The organism is Rhizobium etli 8C-3 (assembly GCF_001908375.1).
GTDB classification, from domain to species: domain Bacteria; phylum Pseudomonadota; class Alphaproteobacteria; order Rhizobiales; family Rhizobiaceae; genus Rhizobium; species Rhizobium etli_B.
The window spans coordinates 302,214-324,636 of the sequence record NZ_CP017241.1; the positions used below are offsets into that span (position 1 = coordinate 302,214).

The 22,423-nt window shown below is 58.6% G+C and carries 24 protein-coding genes; 8 read left to right on the forward strand and 16 right to left on the reverse strand.

Features of this window, described 5'->3' with window-relative positions:
* Positions 1-66 precede the first annotated feature (66 nt).
* Entirely contained in the window at positions 67-684 is a 618-nt protein-coding gene (locus AM571_RS01520; RefSeq protein WP_074059878.1) for a hypothetical protein, read from the forward strand.
* Here AM571_RS01520 and AM571_RS01525 read toward each other — a convergent pair.
* On the reverse strand, positions 674-1,117 hold the full coding sequence (locus AM571_RS01525; RefSeq protein WP_074059879.1) for a GNAT family N-acetyltransferase: 444 nt from the start codon (positions 1,115-1,117) through the stop codon (positions 674-676). The genes AM571_RS01520 and AM571_RS01525 overlap by 11 nt on opposite strands.
* A 10-nt stretch (positions 1,118-1,127) precedes the next feature.
* Entirely contained in the window at positions 1,128-2,075 is a 948-nt protein-coding gene (locus AM571_RS01530; protein ID WP_074059880.1) for an aldo/keto reductase, read from the reverse strand.
* A gap of 179 nt (positions 2,076-2,254) precedes the next feature.
* Here AM571_RS01530 and AM571_RS01535 point away from each other — a divergent pair, with 179 nt between their 5' ends.
* On the forward strand, positions 2,255-3,241 hold the full coding sequence (locus AM571_RS01535; protein ID WP_074059881.1) for a Gfo/Idh/MocA family protein: 987 nt from the start codon (positions 2,255-2,257) through the stop codon (positions 3,239-3,241).
* Here AM571_RS01535 and AM571_RS01540 read toward each other — a convergent pair whose 3' ends face one another.
* From AM571_RS01540 to AM571_RS01555, 4 genes are read right to left on the reverse strand one after another with little or no spacing between them, the layout of a single operon-like run.
* On the reverse strand, positions 3,242-3,634 hold the full coding sequence (locus AM571_RS01540) for a GtrA family protein (protein WP_155774400.1): 393 nt from the start codon (positions 3,632-3,634) through the stop codon (positions 3,242-3,244).
* Complete coding sequence (locus AM571_RS01545) at positions 3,627-3,989, reverse strand: transporter (RefSeq protein WP_074063014.1); 363 nt, start codon at positions 3,987-3,989, stop codon at positions 3,627-3,629. Before AM571_RS01545 ends, AM571_RS01540 begins: the two co-directional genes overlap by 8 nt.
* Positions 3,990-4,000: 11 nt before the next feature.
* The gene (locus AM571_RS01550; protein ID WP_074059883.1) at positions 4,001-4,705 is read right to left on the reverse strand and encodes a class I SAM-dependent methyltransferase; all 705 of its coding nucleotides are present in this window, start codon (positions 4,703-4,705) and stop codon (positions 4,001-4,003) included.
* A 30-nt stretch (positions 4,706-4,735) separates the two neighbouring features.
* Positions 4,736-5,737, reverse strand: coding sequence for a glycosyltransferase (locus AM571_RS01555; RefSeq protein ID WP_074063015.1), 1,002 nt, complete (start codon positions 5,735-5,737; stop codon positions 4,736-4,738).
* 173 nt (positions 5,738-5,910) lie between these two features.
* Here AM571_RS01555 and AM571_RS01560 point away from each other — a divergent pair, with 173 nt between their 5' ends.
* Genes AM571_RS01560 through AM571_RS01570 form a run of 3 tightly spaced genes read left to right on the forward strand, consistent with a single transcriptional unit; the run spans position 5,911 to position 9,984 of the window.
* Positions 5,911-7,749 (forward strand): hypothetical protein, encoded by a 1,839-nt coding sequence (locus AM571_RS01560; RefSeq protein WP_132551542.1) that lies wholly within the window; start codon positions 5,911-5,913, stop codon positions 7,747-7,749.
* Between the two features lie 54 nt (positions 7,750-7,803).
* Positions 7,804-9,384 carry an exodeoxyribonuclease VII large subunit gene (gene xseA / locus AM571_RS01565; protein WP_074059885.1) on the forward strand — a complete coding sequence of 527 codons (1,581 nt, stop codon included), beginning with the start codon at positions 7,804-7,806 and terminating at the stop codon, positions 9,382-9,384.
* A 9-nt stretch (positions 9,385-9,393) separates the two neighbouring features.
* A complete protein-coding gene (locus AM571_RS01570) occupies positions 9,394-9,984 on the forward strand; it encodes an NAD(P)H-dependent oxidoreductase (RefSeq protein WP_074059886.1) in 591 nt (196 codons plus the stop codon).
* On the opposite strand, the gene AM571_RS01575 is transcribed toward AM571_RS01570, so the two are convergent.
* A complete protein-coding gene (locus AM571_RS01575) occupies positions 9,985-10,467 on the reverse strand; it encodes a MarR family winged helix-turn-helix transcriptional regulator (RefSeq protein ID WP_074059887.1) in 483 nt (160 codons plus the stop codon).
* A 100-nt stretch (positions 10,468-10,567) separates the two neighbouring features.
* On the opposite strand from AM571_RS01575, the gene AM571_RS01580 reads away from it, so the two are divergent.
* Positions 10,568-11,479, forward strand: coding sequence for an EamA family transporter (locus AM571_RS01580; RefSeq protein WP_074059888.1), 912 nt, complete (start codon positions 10,568-10,570; stop codon positions 11,477-11,479).
* Here the strand turns inward: AM571_RS01580 and AM571_RS01585 are convergent.
* Together AM571_RS01585 and AM571_RS01590 are read right to left on the reverse strand one after the other, a co-directional pair.
* Positions 11,427-12,680 (reverse strand): aminopeptidase, encoded by a 1,254-nt coding sequence (locus AM571_RS01585; RefSeq protein WP_074059889.1) that lies wholly within the window; start codon positions 12,678-12,680, stop codon positions 11,427-11,429. The genes AM571_RS01580 and AM571_RS01585 overlap by 53 nt on opposite strands.
* 112 nt (positions 12,681-12,792) lie before the next feature.
* Complete coding sequence (locus tag AM571_RS01590) at positions 12,793-13,494, reverse strand: glutathione S-transferase family protein (RefSeq protein WP_074059890.1); 702 nt, start codon at positions 13,492-13,494, stop codon at positions 12,793-12,795.
* 80 nt (positions 13,495-13,574) lie between these two features.
* Between AM571_RS01590 and AM571_RS01595 the strand changes: the two genes are divergently transcribed.
* Positions 13,575-14,015 carry a MarR family winged helix-turn-helix transcriptional regulator gene (locus AM571_RS01595; RefSeq protein WP_074059891.1) on the forward strand — a complete coding sequence of 147 codons (441 nt, stop codon included), beginning with the start codon at positions 13,575-13,577 and terminating at the stop codon, positions 14,013-14,015.
* Here the strand turns inward: AM571_RS01595 and ybaK are convergent.
* Genes ybaK through AM571_RS01610 form a run of 3 tightly spaced genes read right to left on the reverse strand, consistent with a single transcriptional unit; the run spans position 14,012 to position 15,901 of the window.
* The gene (gene ybaK / locus AM571_RS01600) at positions 14,012-14,485 is read right to left on the reverse strand and encodes a Cys-tRNA(Pro) deacylase (protein ID WP_074059892.1); all 474 of its coding nucleotides are present in this window, start codon (positions 14,483-14,485) and stop codon (positions 14,012-14,014) included. The two genes, AM571_RS01595 and ybaK, sit on opposite strands and share 4 nt — an antisense overlap.
* 1 nt (position 14,486) lies before the next feature.
* On the reverse strand, positions 14,487-14,837 hold the full coding sequence (locus AM571_RS01605) for an ArsC family reductase (protein ID WP_074059893.1): 351 nt from the start codon (positions 14,835-14,837) through the stop codon (positions 14,487-14,489).
* A gap of 2 nt (positions 14,838-14,839) precedes the next feature.
* Positions 14,840-15,901 (reverse strand): succinylglutamate desuccinylase/aspartoacylase domain-containing protein, encoded by a 1,062-nt coding sequence (locus tag AM571_RS01610; RefSeq protein ID WP_074063016.1) that lies wholly within the window; start codon positions 15,899-15,901, stop codon positions 14,840-14,842.
* Between the two features lie 401 nt (positions 15,902-16,302).
* Between AM571_RS01610 and AM571_RS01615 the strand changes: the two genes are divergently transcribed.
* A complete protein-coding gene (locus AM571_RS01615) occupies positions 16,303-16,863 on the forward strand; it encodes a methylated-DNA--[protein]-cysteine S-methyltransferase (RefSeq protein ID WP_074059894.1) in 561 nt (186 codons plus the stop codon).
* An 88-nt stretch (positions 16,864-16,951) separates the two neighbouring features.
* Here the strand turns inward: AM571_RS01615 and AM571_RS37180 are convergent, their stop codons facing one another.
* The 4 genes from AM571_RS37180 to guaA form a co-directional block, all read right to left on the reverse strand.
* A complete protein-coding gene (locus tag AM571_RS37180; RefSeq protein ID WP_237358570.1) occupies positions 16,952-17,413 on the reverse strand; it encodes a hypothetical protein in 462 nt (153 codons plus the stop codon).
* Between the two features lie 33 nt (positions 17,414-17,446).
* Positions 17,447-18,283: an alpha/beta fold hydrolase gene (locus AM571_RS01625; protein WP_074059895.1), complete on the reverse strand. Its 837-nt coding sequence runs from the start codon at positions 18,281-18,283 to the stop codon at positions 17,447-17,449.
* A 1,025-nt stretch (positions 18,284-19,308) separates the two neighbouring features.
* Complete coding sequence (locus AM571_RS01635; protein ID WP_335727724.1) at positions 19,309-20,418, reverse strand: AI-2E family transporter; 1,110 nt, start codon at positions 20,416-20,418, stop codon at positions 19,309-19,311.
* Positions 20,419-20,818: 400 nt separating this feature from the next.
* Entirely contained in the window at positions 20,819-22,381 is a 1,563-nt protein-coding gene (gene guaA, locus AM571_RS01640; RefSeq protein ID WP_074059897.1) for a glutamine-hydrolyzing GMP synthase, read from the reverse strand.
* Between the last annotated feature and the right edge of the window lie 42 nt (positions 22,382-22,423).

The following is a 22,423-nucleotide window of genomic DNA, read 5'->3' on the forward strand; positions in this document are numbered from 1 at the left end:
CGCACTTTCCGGGTGGCGATAGCGCGATCACGCGCTAGGCTCGGCCAGCGGATGGAGGAGAGACGCATGAACAAGCCTGGGTCGATGAAATCACTCGAGGATATGGGACGGGTGCGGCTATCGAAGAATTTCTTCCTGCGCGATTTCCTCCATTCCGAGATCGCAAATTTCTATCGCATTCCAAATATTCCAGACGATCCCGATCTTGCAATCGAGGCGGGCAGGCGGCTTTGCAAGGAACTGCTCGAGCCGCTTCAGGCAACGTTCGGCAGGCTGCACATCCGCTCGGGCTACCGCTCTGCCGCCGTCAACGGGTTTGGAAACAAAAACAAGCTCAATTGCTCGACCAATGCCTCGAGCGCGGCGGACCATATCTGGGACATGCGCGATTTCGATGGCTGCATGGGGGCGACGGCCTGTATCGTCGTACCCTGGATGATCGATACTTATCGAGATGAGCAAGATTGGCAGAAGCTCGCGTGGTGGATCCACGATCATCTGCCCTATGCATCTCTCTGCTTCTTCCCGAAACTATGGGCCTTTAATATCCAGTGGCATGAGCGGCCAAAGCGTACGATCCAGAGCTACGTGCGGCCGCGCGGAACTCTCACCAAGTCTGGGATGGCGAATTGGCAGGGAGATCATGCGCAATACTACGAAGGCTTCCCGCCTCTCAGAAACTGATGCGATAGCGGATGTGCCCGTCGCTTTCGACATAGCTGTCGTAGAGCGCACGTGCCCTCCTGTTCTGTGCGTTGGTGTGCCAATAAAGCCGCGACCAGCCGTTCTGCTTGCAGAGCAGAACCAGGTCATCCATGAGCGCCCGGCCGACCCCTTTGCCGCGCGCGCCTGGGTCGACGAACAGGTCTTCGAGATAGCAGTCCCTGCCGTCAATCCATGTGCCTTCATGCGTCAGCGATAGGGTGAAGCCCATAACCTCTCCGTCGACTTCGGCAACACGCATGAAGATTGCTGACGCCGGATCGAAAACCCGGCGCCACGTTGAATTGGTAATGCCGCCATTAACCGTGACTTCATAAAAGGCGAGGTAATCCTGCCAGAGTTCGCGCCAGCGCGCTTCGTCTTCCGGTCTGGCATCGCGGATCGTCACGGTCATGTCGTCCCCCTCAGGCGCCTGCCTCGTCGAGCAGTCTCATTGCTTCGTCAGAAAGCTCAAGCCTGGCCGCCTTTACCAAGCTATCGAGCTGTGATGTGCTGGTAGCACTGGCGATCGGTGCCGTCACGCCTTTCTTGTTGAGCAGCCAGGCGAGCGAGATCTCGGCAGGTTTCGCGCTCGTCTCGGCGGAAATCTGGTCGAGTGCGGCCAGAATGCGCATTCCCTTATCATCGAGATATTTCATGACCCGATCTTTGCGGGCCTTGCCCTCCGTATCGGTCTTGCTGCGGTACTTACCGGTGAGAAAGCCGGCTGCGAGGCTGAAATAGGTGATGACACCGATGTCTTCCTTCACGCAAAGATCGGCAAGCCGGCCCTCGAAGCCCGATCGCTCATAGAGATTATATTCGGGTTGCAGGACATCGTAGCGAGGAACGCCAGCCTTCCAGGCGGCATCGAAGGATGCCTGAAGCTGGCTGGCATCGAGATTGGAACAGCCCATCGCCCGGATTTTGCCCTGCTGCTTCAGCTTGGCGAAGGCGCCGAGCGTTTCTTCATAGGGCGTATTTTCGTCGGGCCAGTGGGACAGGTAGAGGTCGATGTAATCCGTCTGCAGGCGGCGGAGCGAATCTTCCACGGCCTTGAGGATATATTGCTCTTTCAGCGTCTTTCCTTGGCCCATGTCGGAGCCGACCTTGGTGATGATGACAGCCTGGTCGCGGGAGACCTTGGCGTTCTTTAGCCACTTGCCGATGATCTCCTCTGACTCGCCGCCTTTGTTGCCGGGCACCCAGGATGAGTAGACGTCGGCCGTGTCGATGGTATTGAGACCTGCTTGGAAGAATGCGTCGAGGATATCAAAGGAGGTTTTCTCGTCGGCGGTCCATGCAAAGACATTGCCGCCGAAGACGATAGGCGAGATTGAAAGGCCTGTTTTTCCGAGCCGGCGCATTTCCATGGCGCTATCCTAAAATGTTGATTTGATTGAAGGGGCATACGCGACAGAGGGTCGCCGGGAGTAAACTAGGGCATGTTGGGGCAGAGGAAAACCAATCTTCCGTGATTTGCGCGCGCGCCATTGCGTCGCCCGCCACCCCTGAATAAGGTTGCACCCAATCAAGCTCAGGGAGGTAAGCCATGCTCCGTTTCGGTATCATTTCGACGGCAAAGATCGGCCGTGAACTCGTCGTTCCTGCCATTCAGGACGCGGAAAACTGTGTCGTCACCGCGATTGCCAGTCGCGACCTGAAAAAGGCGCGCGAGATGGCTGACCGCTTTTCAGTTCCTCATGCCTTTGGCTCTTATGAGGAGATGCTCGCCTCCGACGTGATCGACGCCGTCTACATCCCGCTGCCGACTTCGCAGCACGTCGAATGGTCCATCAAGGCGGCAGACGCCGGCAAGCATGTCCTTTGCGAAAAACCGATCGCGCTCAATGCGGGCGAGATCGACAGCCTCATTTCTGCTAGGGATCGCAACAAGGTCCTGATTACCGAAGCCTATATGGTGACCTACGCGCCGGTATGGCGAAAGGTCCGCTCGCTGATTGCCGATGGCGCAATCGGCAAGCTTCGCCATGTCCAAGGTGCCTTCACCTATTTCAATCGCGATCCCGGCAACATGCGCAATATTCCAGAACTTGGCGGCGGCGGCCTACCCGATATCGGCGTCTATCCGACGATCAGCACGCGCTTTTCGACAGGCAAGGAACCACTGCGCATCCAGGCCGTCACCGAACGTGACAAGGAATTCGGCACCGATATCTATTCGAGCGTCAAGGCCGATTTCGGCGATTTCGAGCTGAGCTTCTACATCTCGACCCAGATGGCAAACCGCCAGGTCATGGTGTTCCATGGCACGGAAGGTTACATCGAGGTAAAATCGCCCTTCAATGCCGACCGCTGGGGGCCGGAGGAACTGGAGCTCGCCAACCGGAGCCACGACGAGTCGACCATCTTCCGCTTCCAGGACAGCCGCCAGTACAAATGTGAAGCAGAAGCTTTCGCCCGCGCAGCCAGGGGCGAGAAGGAAGAGGTCGTCACGCTCGAAAGCTCGAAGCTGAACCAAAAGGTGATCGACGCGATTTACCGGGCGAGCGAGAAGGACGGCTGGGAGCCTGTTTGATTATTCACGAAATGCGAACCGGCTGTAGCCGAAGATTGCAAAGCACAATGCAGAGGCGGAGGCGAGAACCGTCGCCGCCAACGGCTGCAGGGACGGCAAACCTGTTATGAGGGCGGCGTAGAGACCATAGTTCAAGATCGCCGAAGTCAACAGGATGGCGACGATACCGGCGCGGCCGACCGACAGGCGGCCGGCTGCCGTCAGATCGATGCATCGCAGCATCGCGAGCATAATGCCAAGGACTGCAGCAAGGCTAACTGCCCGCGTCAGGAGCGGGCCTTGCATCGCCTTCAGCAGCAAATGGAAGAGCAGCGTTTCGGTTGCCGATCCCAATAGCGACATTGCGGCAAAGCGCAGAAGCGACCCACTTCGATTGAGAGGGGCGTCAGCCATTGATCGCGAGCATGCCGGCAATAATGAAAGCCGCGCCAATGGCGTAGCGAACAGTGAGGGCTTCCCCAAGAAAGAGCTGCGCCAGCAATGGCACGAAGCAGAAGGTCAATCCCATAAACGAGTAGGCAATCGTCAGCGGGACGGCTTTCAGGACATAAATCCAGATAATCGTTCCGAGGCCGTAAAGGAGCAGCGCTGCAAGCAACACGGGGTTGAGAAGCAGCACAAGAACGTTGCGGACGCTGAACTCGCCTGTTGCCGCGCTCGCCAGCTTGAACAGCACCTGGCCCGAGGCAATCAGCAACGGCGTGCCGACAAGCCCAATCCATGTTGCGGTCGAGAAAGTGGAAAGCATCGAACCGTCCTTCAATTCCCTGCACCTCTCTCTTCCGAATAGAAGATGTCGCGACCGATGTCCTCGCAGACAAAGGCTGGAGGCACCGGGTGGACAGCTCTGAGGAAGGAGTGCGTATAAGGGAAGAAATTGAAGTGCGGATTGAACGTGTAGCGATATTCGCGTTCCCTCGGCACAACGATAATCAGGCGGCGTTTTGCAATCCGGCGCAGTTCGGCAATCGCTTGCCGGTAGTCGAGAATATGCTCGATCACGTGCGTGCAGATTACCGTGTCGAATTCGGCGTCGGCAAAGGGGAGGTTTTCGACCTTGGCTGCGACATATTCGATGCCAGGCAGCCGTGATGCGTCTTCAATGACAAAGTCGACGCCTGTAAGGCGCTTGAGCCCAGGATGCGCTGACTGGATGCTGCGGAGCAGCGCTCCCGTGCCGCAGCCGATGTCGCAGACGCTCTCTCCCGCGATCGATCCGAGGATGCGGCTGATGCAGGCCGCAGAATTGTCGGTGCCTTCGTGAACTCGCGGATGATTGCGGTAAAGCTCGGCATATTCCTCTGCCGAAAGAAACGGTGCTCGCTCGCGAAATTTCGCCAGGTGCGTGATATGGTCTCCCCAGACGCGCCGCGCAGCCCAGCGAAACGCAAAGGAATCACGGACAAACGGCGGCAGGATGTCTTCCAGCACGAAACGAATGCGGTTTGTGGTCTCTCTGTTCATGAAAAGGGCGTCACCTTTGAGCGGAAGCAGCTATGCGATACGCGTGGTCCTGGCACCTTGCGCTGTTTCCATGAGCTTTTCCGGCATCAAACCCTGGCTCGGCGCGCCGACGCTGAGGTAGTGAATGCGAAGCTGCTCGGCACGCGAGCGTGCGACGGAATCAAGGATCAGACCCGCGGTGAAGACCATGAAGGAGATCATCATCAGCGCCATGGACAGAACCCATGTCGGCATGCGGTTGACAAGGCCGGTCTCGAAATATTCCGCCAGCACAGGCGCCATGAAAGCCATGCTCGACAGCATGAAGAAAGCGCTGATGAGGCCGAAGAAGGCAAAGGGCCGCGTTTCCTTCATCAGCATGGCAAACATCCAGAGAATCTTGCCGCCGTCCTTCAAGGTCGAGAGCTTCGAGTGCGAACCTTCCGGGCGACGGCCGTAATCGAGTTCCAGCTCGGCGACCGGCAGCTTGAGCCGAGAGGCGTGGACGGACATTTCGGTCTCGATCTCGAAGCCGGCGGAAACGGCCGGGAAGCTCTTGACGAAACGGCGCGAAAAGGCGCGGTAGCCTGAGAAAATATCGGTGAAGTCCTGACCGAAGATCGTGCGGTAGAGGATGTTGAAGATGCGGTTGCCGAGAGCATGTCCGTTGCGCCCGGCGTCGGAGTGAACCCCGCGCCGCGTTCCGACTACCATGTCGGCGCGCTCGGTCAGCAGCGTGCGGATCAACTCTTCGCCGTCTTCCGGCGCATAAGTGCCGTCGCCATCGGCCATCAGATAGATGTCGGCGTCGATATCGGCGAACATGCGGCGCACGACATGGCCCTTGCCCTGGCGCCGTTCGCGCACGACAGCGGCGCCGGCCAGCATCGCATGGAGCGCGGTGCCGTCAGTCGAATTGTTGTCGTAGACATGAATCTGCGCTTGCGGCAGTGCCGCCTTGAATCCGCGGACGACTGCACCGATCGTGGCCGCTTCGTTGTAGCACGGAAGCAGCACGGCGACGTTTGGGGTTTTGATCTGCGATCGTGTCATGATGCCACTCGCCATTGACAATTGGCTCGCAGTCTAAAACACGCAGCGTTAATAAGACCCTATAATGCGGGAAGAATCAGCAGCCGGTCGGACGCTTTACACTTTCTTGATCTGCAAAAGCTAAAGTTTGCGCAGCTCAGGACGGGACAGCAGGAATGGCGAACGTCGCAGGAATGACTGGCACTTCAGCTTCTAAATCTTCGCCGCCCACCGTATCGCTTGCCACTATGCGCATGCTTCTTACGCGTCTGCGCCCGTCCGTTTTGCTTTATAGCGCGGTGCTGATCGCGGGCATTTTGCCGGTGAAGCTGATCGGGACGAAAGACTACGTCGGTGCAGACAATGACGACGGTATGCGGCTCGTCGAAGTAAGGGATTTTCTTTCCGGGCAGAGCTGGTTCGATTTGACGCAATACCGGCTGGGCGTTGATGGCACGCTAATGCACTGGTCGAGGCTGATCGATTTGCCGATCGCCGGGCTCATCAAGTTCTTCGGCTTGTTTCTGGCGAGCGAGCAGGCCGAGGCCGTGGCGCTCGCGCTCTGGCCCGTTTCACTCGTTATCCCTCTCATGCTTGCGATGGCGATCGCGGGCCGCCGCGTCGGCGGCGTGCCTGCCATGCACATCTCTCTGGCGATGACCGCACTGGGCGTATGGACCAGCAACCGTTTCGTTCCGGGTGCGATCGATCATCACAATGTGCAGATCGGGCTCGTCGCGATGATGACGGCAATGCTTCTCGATGAGGAGCATCGGGCCCGAAGCTATATCGTTGCAGGCTTGATGGCGGCACTGGCGATGGCCATTGGGGTCGAGACCACACCGTTTGTCGCATCGGTCTGTCTTGTCGTCGCACTTCATTGGGCCTGGGTGGGGGCAGCCTTTCAGAACGCTGCCAAAGCATTCGCACTGACGCTGACGCTGGCCGTCAGTATCCTGTTCTTCTTGACCATGCCGCCCCGCCTATATTCGACCGTAACCTGCGATAATTTTTCGCTTGGCTTTTACAGCCTCGCGGCGATCGGCGGTGGGATGCTTGCCGTTGCTGCTGTTTTCGCAAGCCGTGCGTCGAGGATGGGACGCTTCGCTGCACTCGGTGCCATCGGCATCGCTGTTTCAGCTTCGGCCATCGTGATTGCGCCCCAATGCCTGCATAATCCGCTTGACGATCTCGATCCCATGCTCGTTGAGTTGTGGCTGAACAACATTTCAGAAGCGCGTTCCATTCTCGACATGATCCGCGACGAGCCTTTTGGGATCGGTGCCTTTTACGCATCCGGCCTTTTGGGTATTGCTGTCAGTGCATTCCGGATCCTCTATCGCGACAGAGTGCGCATTCACGCCATTCTGCTTTTCCTGCTCGTCCTCTGCTGGGCGATCGGTCTCATGCAGGTGCGCGGCGTACCCTTTGCAAACCTGATCGCTATCCTGCCACTCGCGCTGCTGATTATCGACATCCGCCGTATATCGAACAGCGATCGCGAAAACGTCGCTGTCGCTTCCTGCTACATCATGCTGGTTCTCGCCAGCGTACCTGCTGTCTGGGCCGTTGCTGGGGCTTTCATCGAGCTGCAAGGGCAGACGGAGCAAGACAAGAAGAAAGAAAAAGACGAGGAAAACAAGCCTTCATGCACCTCAAGAGAGGCGCTTGCGCCGCTGAAGGCGATGCCTGTCGGCATGGTGGCGGCCTCATCTGAACTCGGGGTGTCGATCCTCCGCTTTACGAGCCACCGTGTTCTGACTGCACCTTACCATCGCAATCCCCGGGGTATGCTGACCGAAATGCATATCGGCCTCTCCGAACCGAAGGATGCAAAGGCCTTCCTGAGGGGGGCCGACGTTCGTGTTTTGGCTTTCTGTCCCGACGATTATCCGACGATGCAGTTCGCAAAACTGAAGCCGGAGGGTCTTTATTCTCAATTGGCGAAGGGCAATGTGCCGTCCTACCTCCAGCCGCTTCCCAAGGCTGCGGGCGTTGGCGTGCAGTTCTTTCTCTTCAAACCGGAAAAGTGAGCGCTGACCCGAAGCTATGCTGATCTTTCCCTCCGCTTTCGCTAGAAAGAAAGGATGAGCAATGTCTTCGACACCGATTCGCCCACCAACCTGACTGAATATTCGGTCTCCGAACTTTCGGGATCGATCAAGCGCACGGTCGAAACCGCCTTCGACCAGGTCCGGGTACGCGGCGAAATTTCCGGCTATCGCGGCCCGCATTCATCAGGGCATGCTTATTTCTCGCTGAAGGACGATCGTGCGCGTATCGACGCCGTCATCTGGAAAGGCACGTTCTCGCGGCTAAAATTCCGGCCGGAAGAAGGCATGGAGGTGATCGCCACCGGCAAGGTGACGACCTTTCCTGGCTCGTCGAAGTACCAGATCGTCATTGAAACGCTGGAGCCCGCGGGTGCCGGCGCGCTGATGGCGTTGATCGAGGAGCGCAAGCGAAAGCTTGGTGCTGAGGGACTTTTCGACGCGGCGCGAAAGAGGCGGCTGCCGTTCATGCCGAGGATCATCGGCGTCGTCACGTCGCCAACGGGCGCCGTTATTCGCGATATCCTGCATCGCATTTCAGATCGTTTTCCAGTCCATGTCATCGTCTGGCCCGTCAAGGTGCAGGGCGATGGTTCCGGCGAGGAGGTGGCCAATGCGATCCGCGGTTTCAATGGCTTCCAGCCGGGCGGCGAAGTGCCAAGGCCCGATGTGCTGATTGTCGCGCGTGGTGGCGGCAGCCTCGAAGATCTCTGGAGTTTCAATGACGAGATTGTCGTGCGCGCCGCCGCTGAAAGTGAAATCCCGCTCATCTCGGCGGTTGGCCACGAAACGGACTGGACTTTGATCGACTATGCAGCCGATGTTCGTGCGCCGACGCCCACAGGGGCTGCGGAAATGGCCGTTCCCGTCAAAGCCGAACTGGACGCCCAGGTTTCGGCGCTTTCGGCGCGACTGCAAGGCTGCACGAACCGGCAGATGGATCACAGGCGGCAGTCCGTTCGGGCATTGATGCGAGCGCTGCCGTCGCTCGATCAGTTGCTGGCACTGCCGCGCCGGCGCTTTGATGAAGCGGCCGCAGGCCTTGGCCGCGGACTTGAGCTCAACACCATCAACAAGCGCCGGAGCTTCGAGCGCACAGCATCGCATCTGAGGCCGGACGTTCTTTCCAATCGCATTGTCGAGCGCCGCCAGATGCTGGCCGAGCGGATGACGCGGGCCGAGCGCACGGTGGAGCGACTGATCGATCGCTCCAAGTCCCGCGTCTTGCGGGCCGATGCCGTCTTTGCATCCTTGCCGATGCGGCTGAAGACGCAGACGGCACGCATGCGTGAGCATCTGACAAACCTGTCCCGTCACGCCGATACTGCTGTCCGCCATCAGTTGACACGGTCAAGGGGCGAGCTTTCGGCGCAGGACCGCGTGTTGCAGTCGCTGTCCTACAAGAACGTCCTGAAGCGCGGTTATGCAGTCATTCGCGACGATGAGAACCGGCCAGTATCGCAGGCCGCGGCGCTTTCGCCTGGCGTGGGCATTTCGCTCGAGTTTGCCGACGGCCGCGTAGGTGCAGTGACCACCGAAGGCGGTGCTCCGCCAAGGAAACGCTCGCCGAAGCCGGAAGAGCCGACGATGCCGCCGAAGCAGGGTAGCCTGTTTTAGGAGGGAGTGATGCGTATCCTGCTGGTACTCGCCCACCCGCTCAACGAGAGTTTTGCCGCCTCTGTTGCAAAGACAGCGCGTGAAGCTCTGGTAGAAGCTGGTCATTCGGTCGATCTGCTCGATCTCTACGCCGAGGATTTCGACCCTCGCCTCACGAAGACCGAGCGCGGCGGCTACTTCGACATCCCCTACGACACTTCCGGTGTCTCAAGGATTGTGGAGCGGTTGAAGGCGGCCGATGGATTGATCCTCGTCTTTCCGCAATGGTGGTTCAATTTTCCGGCGATCCTCAAAGGATTCTTCGATCGGGTCTTTGCGCCCGGTGTTGCCTTCTCGCATGATACGGCCGGCGGACGGATCGTTCCGCAGCTGACGAATATCAAGCTGCTTTGGGCTCTGACGACGACGGGCTCGCCCTGGTGGCTGGTTCATCTCTACATGGGCGATCCTGTGCGGCGGCTACTGAAGCGTGGCATTGCAAACTTCTGCTCCAAGGGCCTCAATTTTCGAATGCTCAGCCTGCATGACATGGACCGCGCGACGGCCATCAAACGCCAAGCTCATCTTGATCGCGTGCGCAAGGCGCTGAGCGCGATATGACTATTCGAACTTCGCGAGGAACTTGCGCAGCAGCGCATCGAGCGCTGCCTTATCTTTATCGCTGAGGCCTTCGATAAGCCGCTGCTGATTGGCCACATGGGCACCGGCCGCGGTCTCGACGGCCGCAAAACCGTTCTCCGTCAATGCAATCAGCACGCTTCGCCGGTCGTCGGGATTGAGCACGCGTTCGACGAAGCCTGATTTCTCGAGCTGGTCGATGCGATTGGTCATGGTACCGGAACTCACCATCGTCATCGCAAGAAGATCGCCAGGCGAGAGGCGATAGGGTTTTCCGGAGCGCCGAAGCGTTGCCAGCACGTCGAAGGCGGATGACGAGAGCCCGTGCTGAAGCAGGACTTGCTCTACCTCGCGTCCGAGATGTGTCGACAACCGTTTCAGGCGCCCCAGGATACCCATGGCTTCAACATTAAGGTCCGGCCGCTCACGTTGCCATTGGGACAGGATTTTATCTACGCGGTCCATTGCTTGCTCATCCTTCGACAAACAAGGGATAGCACGATATGTCTTGACGTCAAGATAAATAGCGATATGCTGGTTTTATCTTGAAATAGAGATTCTTGATATGAAGAAAAACAGCACCTATATCGGCGATGTCCTGGTGACAGCCGTCGCGCCCGCCATCTGGGGCAGCACCTACTTCGTGACGACCGCGTTCCTGCCTGCAGGCTATCCGCTGACTGTTGCGATGCTGCGCGCCTTGCCTGCCGGTCTTGTCTTGCTCGCCACCATCCGTCGCTTGCCGGTTGGTATCTGGTGGGGCAGGGTCTTTATCCTCGGCGCGCTGAATTTTTCGTTCTTCTGGGCAATGCTTTTCGTTTCGGCCTACCGGCTTCCAGGCGGCGTCGCCGCGACGGTCGGGGCTATTCAGCCGCTGATCGTTATCGCGCTGTCGCGCCTCCTTCTTGGCAAACCGATCAAGCTTCTTGCCGTCGTTGCCGGTCTGGCCGGAATGGCTGGCGTCGCCCTGTTGGTGTTGACACCCAAGGCTGCGCTCGATCCGATTGGCATTGCCGCCGGTCTTGCAGGCGCCGTATCAATGGCTTTCGGCACGGTGCTGACGCGCCGGTGGACGCCGCCGGTATCGAACTTGACCTTCACCGCATGGCAACTGACGGCGGGTGGGCTCTTGCTCGTGCCAGTTGCGCTGATTTTCGAGCCGGCTCTTCCTGTACCGACAACGGCCAATGTGCTGGGCATGGCCTATCTCGGACTGATCGGCGCGGCCTTCACCTATGTCCTATGGCTGCGCGGCCTGTCGAAGATCGAGCCAGCGGCGGCGGCCTCGCTCGGTTTCTTGAGCCCGCTTGTGGCGACGTGTCTCGGTTGGCTTGCGCTTGGCCAAAGCTTGACGCCCGTGCAGCTCTTCGGTTTCCTGCTCGTACTGGCGAGCGTGTGGATCAGCCAGCGAGCGATGGCGCCCGTCAGGCCCATTCTCCCTGCCGCATCACCGCAACCCGCGAACCGTCCGGCTTGATGCCATCGATATCGACTTTGTCGGAACCGATCATCCAGTCGATATGGATAAGGCTGCTATTTCCGCCCTGGGCCTTGATCTGGTCCTGGCTGAGCTTTGCGCCGTCGAGGAAGCACTTCGAGTAGCATTGTCCGAGCGCGATATGGCACGAGGCGTTTTCGTCAAAAAGCGTATTGTAGAAAAGGATGCCGCTTGCCGAGATCGGTGATGAGTGCGGCACGAGCGCAACTTCGCCGAGGCGGCGCGCGCCGTCGTCGGTGTCGAGCACCTTGTTCAATACCTCTGCGCCGCGCGAAGCCTTGGCCTCGACGATCCGGCCCTCTTCGAAACGAACCTGGATGTTGTCTATCAGTGTGCCCTGGTGCGACAGCGGCTTGGTGCTTGAGACATGGCCTTCCACGCGCAGCGCGTGCGGTGTCGTGAACACCTCCTCCGTTGGGATATTCGGGTTGCAGGTCACGCCGTTCTTGGCGACGGAGGCACCGCCATGCCACTCATGACCGTCGGCAAGCCCAACGGTCAGGTCGGTGCCTGGACCCTGGAAATGCAGTGCTGCGAAGCGCTGACCGTTCAGCCAGGATGAGCGGGCGGCAAGGTTCGTATTGTGCTCGATCCAGGCTGCGACCGGATCGTCGAGATCGACGCGAGAGGCGGCAAAGATCGCCTTTGCCAGTTTCGCGACCGCGATTGGCTCTGGATCGTCTGGAAACACGACCTTCGCCCAAGACGGATTGGGATAGGCAACGATGTTCCAGTTGATGTCGAAGTTCGAGATCTTTTCAAGCGCTGGTTTGTAGGCAGCGGAGTTCGCCCGGTTTGCGCGGCTGACCTTGCCGGAATCCTGTTCGGAAAGGAGCATTGGATTGTCGCCGGCAATTGCAAGACGTGCCGCACCGTTTTGAAATGCCTTTGCCATGCCTTCGTAGAGCCAGCCTGAGGCTCTGTCGAAGCTTTCGTCGCTGCCGTATTGATAGCGGGCAAGCGTGGTCTCTTCATCGGAGTAGAAAGTCGTAACAAGCCCGGCGCCCGCCATGTAGGCGTGATTGGTGATCAATCGTACCAGCGGCATTGCGACAATCGGCGCGGTCATCACCAGATCCTGACCCCTTTGTAGCTGCAGGCCGACCCTGACGGCGACCTCGGCGAGCTTTTCCAGCTTGATCGGATCGACGGAATTCTGACTCTGGGGCATGAACGTCATGGCCGGCTACCTCTTGAAATCTGCTCTCTGAAGATGCCAGACTTAGACCCCTTTACGGCGAAAATGAAGCTCGCCGGCGTGAAATTGCAAAGCGGCAATACAACGCACGATCTTAGGCAGCCGCCTGTTCAAGCAATGCTGAGCGATGTTTCTCAAGGAACGCGATGAGACGCTCGTGATAATCGGTAGCGGCGGCTTGCCTGACACTTCGCCGCTGGGCAAGCGTGCTTCTCCAGCGCTGCACCTTTTCCAGGCCATCGAAGATGCGGCTGTCGCTGATTGTGTCGAAGACATCGAAATATCGGAAGATCGGTGCAAATACGGCATCCACGAGGCTGAAGCTCGTGCCGCCGAAATGTGGTCCGCCGGAAAGTTCGGTTTCGATGACAAGGAATTTCGATGCAAGGACCGTTCGTTTGGTCGCCAGCACCCGCGGGTCGCTAGTCGTTTCGTATATCCACAGATCGGCCAGGATGGACGAGCCGAACTCCATCCATCCGCGATGGCGGGCCCGTGTCAGGGCATCTTGCGGATGAAGCCTCGGCCCGGGTTGCGTTTCGTCGATGTATTCGCATATTGCCGCGCTCTCGAAGAGGTTGATCTGCCGCCCGTCTGCCTCGATCAGCAGAAGCGGAACCTTGCCGAGCGGAGAAATCTTCAAAAACCAGTCAGGCTTGTCATCGAGATCGATGAAAATGCGCTCGTAGGGCACGCCCTTCTCACCAAGGGCAATCGCAGCGCGCTGAACATAAGGGCACAGGTGGTGCGAGATGAGGGAAAGCTTCTGCTTGGACCTGGATTGATCGGTGTTCATGTGCGTGAGTCTCCAATGGTATATGTAATTGCATATAATTTTCCTTGCTCGTTCGTCAAGGTAAATGTAATTGCATCTATATGGGCCATAAACCTCGAACCGAGACAGTCACGCAAGCGTGGATCGCCATCATGCACGCTCAGCAGCGCTTGCTGCGGGCCATCGAGAGCGATCTCAAGAAGGCCGGCCTGCCGCCGCTTGGATGGTATGATGTACTCTGGGAGTTGGCGCGCGCGGAGGAAGGCAGACTGCGCCCCTTCGAAATCGAAGAGCGGACGCTGCTGGCACAATACAATCTCTCGCGATTGATCGACCGGCTCGAGCGCGAGGAGCTCGTCAGCCGCGAGACGCTTGCCGAAGACGGGCGCGGCCGATGGGTTGTCATTACCCAGGCCGGCCGGGCGCTTCGCGAACGCATGTGGACGGTCTATTCCAGGGCGATCGAGACCCACGTCGGCTCGAAGCTTGACGAACCATCCGCCACGGCGCTCGTCAATCTACTGGCGCGATTTTCCGCCTAAGCGATGAGCGAGGCGGCTTTGGCATTCAGCATCTTGAGCGCCTCCTTCGGCGCAAGGCGCACCTGCAGGCCGCGTTGACCGCCGTTCATGTAAACCAGAGGCTCACTGAGCGTGGCCTCCTCCAGCGCCGTCGGAACCGGCTTTTTCTGACCGAACGGGCTGATGCCCCCGACATGATATCCGGTCAGTCGCTCTGCATCTGCAGGCTTCATCATGTTTGCCGATTTTCCGCCGAAAGCGCTGGCAAGTTTTTTCATGCTGACTTCTCGATCGGAGGGCACGACGACACAGACTGGCTTACCGTCCACTTCCGCCATCAGCGTTTTCAGCACGCGATGCGGCTCCTCGCCGAGCGCTTCGGCAGCTTGGAGACCGACACGTTCGGCATTCGGATCATAGTCGTAGCCATGCACCGTGAAACGGACACCGGATTTGGCAAGAACCTGCGTGGCGCGCGTCGACTTGGACATCTTATCTTTCGAATTCCGCCGCGTAGCTCTCAGGCTTGAAGCCGACCAGCAGCTTGCCGCCTGCTTCCAGAACCGGCCGCTTGATCATCGACGGCTGATCGAGCATCAGGGCGATGGCCTTTTCCCGCGTGAGGTTTTGGCGGCTGGAGTCGGGTAGTTTGCGGAAGGTCGTTCCGGCGCGGTTGAGCACCGTTTCCCATCCGGCTCGGTCAACCCATTGCTCCAGATGAGCGCGATCGATACCCACGGCCTTGTAGTCGTGGAAATCATAGGCAACGCCATGCTCTTTCAACCAGGCGCGCGCCTTCTTCATCGTGTCGCAGTTCTTGATACCGTAAATGATGGCAGTCATTCTCAATCCTCGAGGGTTCCGGCTTTGCGCGCCACGCTGCTGGGCTGGCTGCAGGCGATCTTCATCAGGGTCGCGCGCCGGCGTACCAGTCGGTCGGAAACGCGGGTCAGCACGAGGCCGGCTTGCGGCGCGCGAATTTGCATGCTGCCGTCCGCCAGGCCGGGACGCGTGAGGATCGTGGCCAGCAGATCGCCTTCAGCTACCACTTCACCGATGCTTCGATGAAAGAGGACCGTGCCGGACGCCGGCGAACGGATCATCTCGACATTGTCGAGCGGCACGGCCGGACCGGCGAACTTGCCTGGCAAGACACCCTCGGCTTTGATGATCTCGCGTGCAGTGAGGAAGCGCCACAGCCCTTCTGCATCCGCTTTGGCCATATCCGGATAGACATCGCGTATGCCGCGAAGTTCCAAGGTGACGGAAAGCTTGCCGGGCAGACGGGTGCGCTTTTCGCCAGGCACTTCATATTTCCAGGCAAAGCTGATCGCCTCCTCGAAAGCCGTGCTTTCGCCATCGGAAAGGAGCACTGCGTCCATCGCCAAGGCGGCGGCAAGGTCGCTCGCATCCGGCCAGTAGGCCTCATCGATATAGGCGTATTGGAGGGATTCGTCGTCGCAATGCAGATCGAGCACGAGATCGGCGCCAAGCGCCATATGCATCAACTGCCGCTTCAGCCGGTCGATTGCCGGATAACGATCGAGATCGTCGGTCAGGTTGTCGCGGTCGCGCAGCGAAATCAGCGGAAAGTCCCGATTGAAATTTATCCGCGAACCGAGATCGAAACGGCCCTGAAGTGCGCCGAAATGCGACTGTGCCGCACCAATCGGATTGGCCTGGGGTACGATCGTGATGTCGCCCGCAATCTTGTCGGCAGTTTCTGCATCGCGCAGCATCCTGCAGAGAAAATGCAGAAGTGCTGTGCCCGGAAGTTCGTCGGCATGGAGTGCCGCCTGGATATAAACCTTAGGTGCGGCCGGGTCGTTGCCCTTGAACCGAAAAACCGGCAGACGCCACTCGATGCCGGGTGTGTCGCCCGGAATGATGATCTCGGAAATATCCACGCTGCGCACTCCCGAAAATTTTGCTTGAAAGAGCTTTATGCGAACCCGGCGGGCATGTGCAAGGCGTCAGCTAGTGCTCTTCGTTTGAAGCAAGTACACCGCCCTTACTCCGCCATCCCATCGGTGACGCTCGCCGATATGCTTCGCTCTCGCCGGCTCCCGAATGGGCGAAGGAAGTTCGAATTGTTCGGTGCTGGCATGACCATTCGCAGGCATCGCAGTCGCCTCCATTTTCTCATGCAGTTCCAGATCCACCGAAGGTGCTAAAGCGCACGAACAAAATTAGAACATTTAACCTTGGCCAAGGCCCGTGCGAAATGGTTAAACTGTTGCAAGAAACGGGTTGAACTCATCGTCCGGCCGAACGATTTTAGGGGCGAGTGAAGCACAGAGGCGATGTCATGGCTGAGAAAGCGCATCAATATCTAATCTTCGAGACGGCTGGCGGTTTTTGCGGAATTGCCTGGAACGAGATCGGCATTGCACGTTTTCAACTGCCGACAAGTGCCGCGGATGCGACGGAGCGGCTTCTGTTGCGTCGCCTTCCGGCAGCCGAACCAGGTACACCGACGGCTGAGGTTGCAGAGGCGGTCGCTGCGGTAAAGCGTTACTTCGACGGCAAAGAAACAGATTTTTCAGACGTAACGCTCGACCTTGAGGGTCAGGATGCATTCTTCAAGTGCATCTATGCCGCTGCCCGCCGCGTCGGCTGGGGCCGAACGACCACCTATGGCGCGTTGGCGAGGGAACTTGGCGCAGGCCCGGAAGCGGCGAGGGACGTGGGTCAGGCGATGGCAAAGAACCCGGTTGCCCTCATTATCCCGTGCCATCGCGTACTTGCCGCAGGTGGCAGGATTGGCGGATTTTCGGCGCCGGGCGGATCGAATTCCAAACTCAGGATGCTGGAGCTGGAAGGCGTCCGACTTGAGCCGCAGCCGGCGCAGCAATCCCTGGAATTTTAGTCTGCGGGATGAAAACCCGCGTGATCGTTCAATGAAACGTATAACGACAACGGCTTTTGGCACCGTACAAACTTCGGCAACCTGGCCATCAAAAAGTTTCTCGTCCGGACGTTATTGCGAGCTTACGACGCCGTGCCCGAAATAGACTTCGGGCTGTTTCGATGATCGTTTTTTCCGGAGCGCGAGGATGCCACCCCAGTATTCGCCTGGACTTCTCGCCGGAACTTCTACGAACAATCAAACTCCGCACGTCTTCTACCCGCGATGTTTGCACTTTCGCAGCGAATTCGCCGAGGTTCTTTTTAAGATATTGGCTATATCGAACAGCATTACGACACCGCCGCTCACGCACATCGACCACCACCTGAGCACCGGCGAGGGCTTCCGAGAGCCCTTCGCCGGTGAAGGGGTTGACGCCAGTGCTGGGCGAGGCGGCGACCACTTCGTGACCCGCTTCGCACAGGAGAGTGACGGGGCGCGACCCAATCAGTCCGCTGCCGCCGATAACGACGATTTTCAGGAACGTGCCTCCATTTGGAACGAGGGCCATGAGCCGGCGCTGGGGATGCCGGCTTCTGGTGAGTCAGCCCTTCACGAACGCGAGGAGATCCGGGTTCACCACATCGGCATGTGTGGTGCACATGCCGTGCGGGAACTTCTCGTAGACCTTCAGCGTGCTGTTCTTCAGCAGCTTCGCCGACAGGGGCGCGGAATCCGCGATCGGTACGATCTGGTCGTCGTCGCCATGCATGACCAATGTCGGCACCGTGATGATCTTCAGGTCTTCCGTGAAATCGGTCTCGGAAAATGCCTTGATGCCATCATAATGGGCCTTGGCGCCGCCCATCATGCCCTGTCGCCACCAATTGTCGATAACGGCCTGAATCGGCTGCGCGCCGGGCCGGTTGAAGCTGTAGAAGGGACCTGACGGTAAATCGACGTAGAATTTGGAACGGTTGTCGGCGAGCGCCTTGCGCAGCCCGTCGAACACCTCGATCGGCAGGCCGCCCGGGTTGGACGCTGTCTTCACCATGATCGGCGGAACCGCACCAATGATAATCAGCTTGGCGACGCGACTTTGCGGCTGTCCATGCTTTGCAACGTAGTGTGTCGCCTCGCCGCCGCCGGTAGAATGGCCGATATGCACGACGTTCCTGAGGTCGAGATGCTCAACCACCGCCGCTGCGTCAGCGGCATAATGGTCCATGTCATGACCCTCGCTCACCTGTGCCGAGCGCCCGTGCCCGCGGCGGTCGTGGGCAACGACGCGATAGCCGTTCTGGAGGAAGAACAGCATCTGCGTGTCCCAATCGTCCGAGCACAGCGGCCAGCCATGGTGGAACATGATGGGCTGGGCGGTTTTCGGACCCCAGTCCTTGTAAAAAATCTCGACGCCGTCCTGTGTGGTGATCGTGGCCATGGTCTGGTTCCTTTCGGAGGTTGGGCCTTGGGCTGTGGTTGATTGGGCTGTGGTTGATTAGACTGTGGCTGGCCAGCTTGGGAGCATCGCTGTCGCGCCAAGGCCGAATGCCAGTATCTCGCGACGGCCAGGATCGTCCGGTTCAAGTGGTTTTATGTCTGTCATCAATCGTCCCCTTTTCCGCTCGTGGCAGAATTACTGTTCTCTATTCGACTTGCTTTTCCGGGTGGAAGTGATCGTCTCACTCACCCTTGAGCGCGCGCAGGATCTGGTGATCAGTGATGATGCATCGCCGGCAATGCCCCGCAACATTGTAGCAAGAGCTTAAGTAACTAATGGAACAGAATGTATTCATTTCGACCAAACCCGGGAAGTAGTCGAGTTTTTATATAGTAACATTCAAGAACATTGCCGCCCCGGTGCGTTGACCTGTATCCTTGAGTATTTTCTGCAAAGCAGCAAGTAGGATGGATTTTGTGACCTGGTCTGAAGAATCAGAACATCGTATGTAGATCACCCGCGGCCGTCGCCAAGCCCTCATCCAGAGGAGCTGGGTTCGCTTGGATTGATACCTGCCATTGGACACCGCCACCGTTGAGGTGTTGCAGAGCCATCCATGCCATCTGTGTTGAGATCCGCCAGAAACGTTCGGCAAGCTCGTGCGGCTCAAGGATTTGACACTCCGCCGGCCTTGCGTCGCCGGTGTGGGGGGGAGACGTCGCAATCCTGACAATAGACTCCACCGATGCCGTTGAGTAGCGGACTTGTGGCACACCAGAACACATGTCACGGCTTTGCAGACCCGTCTTCATCCCTCGTGATGGCTCGAGAGCCGACGCCCCTCGCTGTCAAAGGCATCCAAACCGGCGGCCCTCTTCGAGCTCAGATGGAGCGCAAAATCGGCCAGAGATTGGCCAGGATGAAGTCAAAGCGCACCAGCGCGTTGACGGTCTTCGACTGGCAAAGGGGAGTGATTGGAGTTCGACGTCATTTGATCGTTACCGGCCCAACTTGCGAGACGGTCGTCAGCTTTGATCTCCATCTATGTTGCCGCCCCGGTAATTTCGTTCGCCCGTAACGGCGGGAAACACCGACCACGCTGCCAGAAACAGCGCCGCGATCACAGGGCCGGCTACTAAGCCGTCAGGCCCGAAGGTGGCGATGCCACCCAGCGTCGAGATCAGGACCAGATAATCCGGAATTCTGGTTTCCTTTCCTATAAGGATTGGCCGCAGCAGGTTGTCCACGAGCCCAATCACGAGGATTCCGAAGGCGAGCAGCACCGTGCCCTTCCAAATAGCCCCTGATACCAGCAGGAAGATGGCGATGGGTCCCCACACGAGAGCGGTGCCCACAACCGGCAGCAGCGCGAAGAAGGCCATCACCGCCCCCCAAAGCACTGGCGTCCGAATATCAAGCATCCAGAGAACTAGCGCACCCAGCGTTCCCTGCACGAGCGCCACGACGACGCTGCCCTTGACGATTGCATTAATGGTCAGTGCGAATCGGCTGAACAGCGCCTGGCGCAACTCGCCACTGAGCGGCATAGCCTCGCCGATCAGTCGCGCCAATTCGCGCCCGTCACGCAGCAAGAAGAACAGTAGGTAAAGCATCACGGAAACGCTTACCACGAGATGGAAGGTTGACTGCCCGATGTTGATCGCCTGCCCCGCCAAGAACTGCCCGCTCTCTGCGAGCGCGTTCAGCAGCCGTTCGCGCAGCAAAGCAGCATCCGGCAGCTCGATACTGTCGAGCAGGCTATTTAACCAGCCTGGCAGCATGCCGCGCAGGGTTTGTATGTCAATGGCGGGAGCGAACTGGCCCGCCGCGATGCTCTTGTAAACCGAGGCCGCCTCGCGAAAGACGAGGTTTGCAATGAGCAGAAACGGCAAGATCACCATCATGAGAATGATGACCAATGTGAAAAGCGCTGCAAGATTGCGCCGGCCCGGGATGCTCCTAAGAATCCCGCGGTTGACGGGGGCAAATAGCACAGCGAGCACCGTCGCCCATAGGATCGCGCCAGAAAACGGCCACAGCATCCATGCGAAAGCCAGCGATACGGCGGCCGTCAGCCAGATGAAGGTCTTTTCCTTAATTTGCCGCACGGTCAGCTTTTCCGGTTGCGCCCGCACAATCGATTATTCCAAAGCCGTGTCAACCCACTTCGCGCCAAACAATGTCGGGGGCAGCAGGTGCACCTATCCCAGCCTCCTTCGACGCCCGCTCGTTTGCGACGATCTTTTTTGATGAATAGGCGGACTTTATCGGCTCGAAAATCAGGCGACTGCATCGCCCACGCCGGAGGCGAATGCTCTGTCGGACACGAAAAACACCGTCAAAAGTACCGTCAGAGTGATCTGCTACAAGCTGCGAGCCTGCGCCAGGCGCTCCGATAAACTTAACGATTTCAACGAGTTGATAGAGTTGTCAAGTCCATTGATAATGTGCCCCGGCTAGCAGTCTGCCCTGCCCGCAAATCATTGTATTTTTTGCGAAATACTACGCTAGAGCCGCCTACCATCACCGTTTCCCTCACTCCCACTCGATCGTTCCGGGCGGCTTCGAGGTCACGTCGTAAACCACGCGATTGATGCCGCGCACTTCGTTAATAATGCGGGTTGCGGCGCGGCCGAGGAATTCCATGTCATAGTGATAGAAATCCGCCGTCATGCCGTCAACCGAGGTGACGGCGCGAAGCGCGCAGACGAATTCGTAGGTGCGCCCGTCGCCCATGACTCCGACGGTCTGGACCGGAAGCAGCACCGCGAAGGCCTGCCAGATCGCATCGTAGAGGCCCGCCTTACGGATTTCGTCGAGATAGATTGCATCGGCTTCGCGCAGGATGTCGAGCTTTTCGCGAGTGATGCCGCCCGGGCAGCGAATTGCGAGCCCCGGGCCTGGGAAGGGATGGCGGCCGATGAAGCTATCGGGCAGCCCGAGTTCCTTGCCGAGTGCGCGCACTTCGTCCTTGAAGAGCTCACGCAGAGGCTCGACGAGCTGCATGTTCATGCGCTCCGGCAAACCGCCGACATTGTGATGCGACTTGATGGTAACCGACGGGCCACCGGTGAAAGATACGCTTTCGATCACATCCGGATAGAGAGTGCCCTGGCCCAGGAAATCGGCGCCGCCGAGCTTTTTGGCTTCTTCCTCAAAGGTCTCGATGAACAAGCGCCCGATGATTTTGCGCTTGGTCTCCGGATCGCTGACGCCTTCGAGCTCGCCGATAAACCTGTTCGAGGCATCGACATGCAGCAAGTGTAAATTGTAATGCTCGCGGAACATCGCGACGACGCTCGCGGCCTCGTCTTTGCGCATCAGGCCATGATCGACGAGTATGCAGGTCAGTTGGTCGCCGACGGCTTCGTGGATTAGGAGCGCTGCGACCGAGCTGTCGACGCCGCCCGAAAGCGCACAAATGACGCGCTTGGTGCCCACCTGCTGGCGGATTTGCTCGACCGCCTTCTGGCGATAGGCCGACATTGACCAGTCGCCCTTGATACCGGCAATGTTGTGAATGAAATTGCCGATGAGCTTCGCGCCATCCGGGGTATGCACGACTTCCGGATGGAATTGTACGCCGTAATATTTGCGCTTTTCGTCGGCGATGAAAGCATATGGCGCATTGGAGGAGGTCGCGACGACCTCGAATCCTGCCGGCAGCACCGTGACGCGGTCGCCGTGGCTCATCCAGACTTGATGGCGCGAACCTTTAGACCACAGTCCTTCGAACAGTGGGCAGTCCTTGTCGACGTCCAGGAAAGCGCGGCCGAATTCGCGGTGATGACCGCTCTCGACCTTGCCTCCGAGCTGCATGCACATCGTCTGCTGGCCGTAGCAGATGCCGAAGACCGGCAGGCCGCTTTCGAAGATGATCTGCGGCGCGCGGGGCGAACCTTCGTCGACCGTCGAAGCCGGGCTGCCGGACAGGATCACGGCTTTCGGCTGAAGGCGCTTGAAGCCCTCTTCGGCGGATTGGAAGGGAACGATCTCGCAGTACACACCCGCCTCACGCACTCGGCGTGCGATCAGCTGGGTCACCTGGCTGCCGAAATCGACGATGAGAACGCTGTCGGGATGTGCTGTGTGGGTCATGGCGAGCCTTTAATGAAAAGCACTCGTCGTGGCAATCCAGGA

Bases quoted from the DNA above. Each gene is read 5' to 3' on its own strand.
- AM571_RS01520 (WP_074059878.1), top strand. From the start codon at position 67: ATGAACAAGCCTGGGTCGATGAAATCACTCGAGGATATGGGACGGGTG.
- AM571_RS01525 (WP_074059879.1), bottom strand. From the start codon at position 1,117: ATGACCGTGACGATCCGCGATGCCAGACCGGAAGACGAAGCGCGCTGG.
- AM571_RS01530 (WP_074059880.1), bottom strand. From the start codon at position 2,075: ATGGAAATGCGCCGGCTCGGAAAAACAGGCCTTTCAATCTCGCCTATC.
- AM571_RS01535 (WP_074059881.1), top strand. From the start codon at position 2,255: ATGCTCCGTTTCGGTATCATTTCGACGGCAAAGATCGGCCGTGAACTC.
- AM571_RS01540 (WP_155774400.1), bottom strand. From the start codon at position 3,634: ATGGCTGACGCCCCTCTCAATCGAAGTGGGTCGCTTCTGCGCTTTGCC.
- AM571_RS01545 (WP_074063014.1), bottom strand. From the start codon at position 3,989: ATGCTTTCCACTTTCTCGACCGCAACATGGATTGGGCTTGTCGGCACG.
- AM571_RS01550 (WP_074059883.1), bottom strand. From the start codon at position 4,705: ATGAACAGAGAGACCACAAACCGCATTCGTTTCGTGCTGGAAGACATC.
- AM571_RS01555 (WP_074063015.1), bottom strand. From the start codon at position 5,737: ATGACACGATCGCAGATCAAAACCCCAAACGTCGCCGTGCTGCTTCCG.
- AM571_RS01560 (WP_132551542.1), top strand. From the start codon at position 5,911: ATGACTGGCACTTCAGCTTCTAAATCTTCGCCGCCCACCGTATCGCTT.
- xseA (WP_074059885.1), top strand. From the start codon at position 7,804: ATGAGCAATGTCTTCGACACCGATTCGCCCACCAACCTGACTGAATAT.
- AM571_RS01570 (WP_074059886.1), top strand. From the start codon at position 9,394: ATGCGTATCCTGCTGGTACTCGCCCACCCGCTCAACGAGAGTTTTGCC.
- AM571_RS01575 (WP_074059887.1), bottom strand. From the start codon at position 10,467: ATGGACCGCGTAGATAAAATCCTGTCCCAATGGCAACGTGAGCGGCCG.
- AM571_RS01580 (WP_074059888.1), top strand. From the start codon at position 10,568: ATGAAGAAAAACAGCACCTATATCGGCGATGTCCTGGTGACAGCCGTC.
- AM571_RS01585 (WP_074059889.1), bottom strand. From the start codon at position 12,680: ATGACGTTCATGCCCCAGAGTCAGAATTCCGTCGATCCGATCAAGCTG.
- AM571_RS01590 (WP_074059890.1), bottom strand. From the start codon at position 13,494: ATGAACACCGATCAATCCAGGTCCAAGCAGAAGCTTTCCCTCATCTCG.
- AM571_RS01595 (WP_074059891.1), top strand. From the start codon at position 13,575: ATGGGCCATAAACCTCGAACCGAGACAGTCACGCAAGCGTGGATCGCC.
- ybaK (WP_074059892.1), bottom strand. From the start codon at position 14,485: ATGTCCAAGTCGACGCGCGCCACGCAGGTTCTTGCCAAATCCGGTGTC.
- AM571_RS01605 (WP_074059893.1), bottom strand. From the start codon at position 14,837: ATGACTGCCATCATTTACGGTATCAAGAACTGCGACACGATGAAGAAG.
- AM571_RS01615 (WP_074059894.1), top strand. From the start codon at position 16,303: ATGGCTGAGAAAGCGCATCAATATCTAATCTTCGAGACGGCTGGCGGT.
- AM571_RS37180 (WP_237358570.1), bottom strand. From the start codon at position 17,413: ATGGCCCTCGTTCCAAATGGAGGCACGTTCCTGAAAATCGTCGTTATC.
- AM571_RS01625 (WP_074059895.1), bottom strand. From the start codon at position 18,283: ATGGCCACGATCACCACACAGGACGGCGTCGAGATTTTTTACAAGGAC.
- guaA (WP_074059897.1), bottom strand. From the start codon at position 22,381: ATGACCCACACAGCACATCCCGACAGCGTTCTCATCGTCGATTTCGGC.